3 protein-coding genes are annotated in these 2,338 nt (G+C 68.9%); 2 read left to right on the top strand and 1 reads right to left on the bottom strand.

Annotated features, from left to right (window positions below):
* A partial coding sequence (locus tag OXU42_17695; protein ID MDE0031221.1) for a hypothetical protein occupies positions 1 to 183 on the top strand: 183 nt, incomplete at its 5' end.
* A 5-nt stretch (positions 184 to 188) separates the two neighbouring features.
* Here OXU42_17695 and OXU42_17690 read toward each other — a convergent pair.
* Positions 189 to 1,541 carry an LLM class flavin-dependent oxidoreductase gene (locus OXU42_17690; protein MDE0031220.1) on the bottom strand — a complete coding sequence of 451 codons (1,353 nt, stop codon included), beginning with the start codon at positions 1,539 to 1,541 and terminating at the stop codon, positions 189 to 191.
* A 136-nt stretch (positions 1,542 to 1,677) separates the two neighbouring features.
* On the opposite strand from OXU42_17690, the gene OXU42_17685 reads away from it, so the two are divergent.
* Positions 1,678 to 2,338 (top strand): SDR family NAD(P)-dependent oxidoreductase (locus OXU42_17685; protein MDE0031219.1); only part of this gene is annotated, 661 nt, incomplete at its 3' end.

The following is a 2,338-nucleotide window of genomic DNA, read 5'->3' as shown; positions in this document are numbered from 1 at the left end:
CGGCCCATCCTTCCTGGCTCGACACGCGGTGCCGACGACGAAAGTGTAAACAATGCCCCCCAGATCGGGCCGATCTCCACGGCATTGTTTACAAAAGAACCGCACGGAGCGGCACTGGAACACCAAAAACTCGTTGTGAATCAGACCACTCATTCAAACGTTACACGGCCCAACTTCCTCTAACCCTTCTAACGTCGATATTGGGCGGCGGGGTGGCGCGCCGAGAGCCGCGCCGAGCCGAACAGCTTTTCGCGAAGCGTGCCCGGCGCATAGTCCGATTGCACCAGCCCGCGGCGGCGCAGCTCCGGCACCACGCCCTCGATGAAGTCCCCGAAGGTGCCTGGCGTCACCGCGTAGACGATATTGAAGCCGTCGACGCCCGCCTCGTGCCAGGTCTCGAACGTGTCCGCGATCTGCTCGGGCGTGCCGGTGAGGAACTGGCCGGAGGCGCGCGAGCGGATGAGGTCGCGGAAGGTGACCGACTTGTCCGGCGCCGATTCGATGAGCCCCCGGACCACGCCCTGCATGGCGTCGGTCTCAAGGCTCACGAGCGGCGCGTCGAGGTCGATGGCGCCCAGGTCCACGCCGACGCTGCCGCTCATGTGCGCGAGGCCGCCTTCCACGCTCGACTGCGCTGCGTAGTCCGCTGCCTTGGCCTTGGCCTCCGCCTCGGTTCCGCCCACCACCGGGGTCACGCCCTGGAAGAACAGGATGTCCTCGGGCTGCCGCCCCCGCCGGGCGGCGCGGGCACGGATGTCCTGCACCACGCCGGTGGATGCCTTGAGGCTCCGCATGGAGGCGAACATGAAGACGCATTCGGCATGGGTGGCGGCAAACTCCCGCCCGCGCTCCGAGGAGCCCGCCTGGAAGAGCAGCGGCGTCCGCTGCGGCGACGGCTCGGAGAGATGCGGCCCCTCCACCTCGTAGTATTCGCCCGCGTGGTCGATGGGATGGATCCTGGCGGGGTCGGCGTAGCGTCCGCGCGCGGTGTCGCAGAGCACCGCGTCCTCCTCCCAGCTTCCCTCCCAGAGCTTGTAGGTGACCTCCAGATACTCCTCGGCGCGGGCGTAGCGCTCGTCGTGAGGCGGCAACCCGCCGAAGCCGAGGTTGGTGCCCGCGTTCGGCAGGTACGAGGTCACGATGTTCCAGGCGATTCGCCCGCGCGTGATGTGATCCAGCGTCGAGATCTGGCGGGCGAAGGTGAAGGGTGGCACCTGGAGGACCGAGTTCGTGAAGGCGAAGCCCAAATGCTCGGTCGCCATCGCCATGGCCGGGATCAGCGGCATCGGATCGTTCGCCGGGATCTGCACTGCCTCCTCGATCGCGGCCTCCGCCCCGCCGCGGTAGAGGTCGTAAGTGCCGATCACGTCGGCGAGGAAGAGCGCGTCGAAGCCGCCCTTCTCCAGCAGCCGGGCGAGCTCGATCCAGGGCTCGATCCGGTTGAACTCGCGCTGGCGCGTGTCGTCCCGCACCCAGAGGCCGTGCTGGATGTGGGAGACGCAGTTCATCGAGAACGCGTTGAGGTGGATGCGCTTCTTCATCGGCGTCCGCCTCCGGGGCCGAAATCCAGCATGGCACGCTCGCGCCCGCTGCGAAATGCGCGTGACCTGCCGCCGGGATTGCCCATTCTGTATGGTCGAAATCCTCGATTCGTTGCGGTGACCGGCGGAGGAGGCGATGGCGGAAGATCGTGCGGCAGGCGGAACAGTCGGCGTGAAAGACAAGGTCGTGCTGGTGACCGGCGCATCGCGCGGCATCGGTGCCTGCTGCGTGCGCGCGCTGCTCGACGGCGGCGCATCCGTCGTCCTGCACTACAACCGGAACCGGGACGCGGCCGAAACGCTGGCCGAGGCGGCTCCCGAGCGCTGCCGCCTGGTGGGGGCCGATCTTGCCGACGAGGCGGCGCCCGAGGCGCTCTGGCAGCAGGCTCTCGCCTGGCGGGGCCGCATCGACGTTCTGGTCAACAACGCGGCGGCCTACGAGGCCGAGCCCGCCTTTGCCGACGACGACGCCTGGCCTGCGGCCTGGCGCGCGGTCTGGCTGCGCACGCTCCAGCTCAATCTGCTCGCGCCTGCCGAGCTTGCCACGCGCGCCGTCGCGCACTTCCGGGCGCGCGGCGACGGCGGCATCCTGATCCACCTCTCGAGCCGGGCCGCGCACCGGGGCGAGAAGCCGCTGCTCGGCTCCTACGCGGCCAGCAAGGGCGCCCTCAACGCGCTGAGCCACACCCTCGCCCGCACCCACGGCGGCGACGGCATCCTCTCCTACGCCGTAGCGCCGGGTTGGGTCGGCACCGACATGTCGTGGGACTACATCAACGAGACCGGCGATCGCGGCC

The organism is Deltaproteobacteria bacterium (genome assembly GCA_028818775.1).
GTDB lineage: Bacteria > Desulfobacterota > Binatia > UBA9968 > JAJDTQ01 > JAJDTQ01.
Note: the sequence above shows the minus strand (reverse complement) of the source record. Positions and strands in the feature narration are given on the sequence as shown.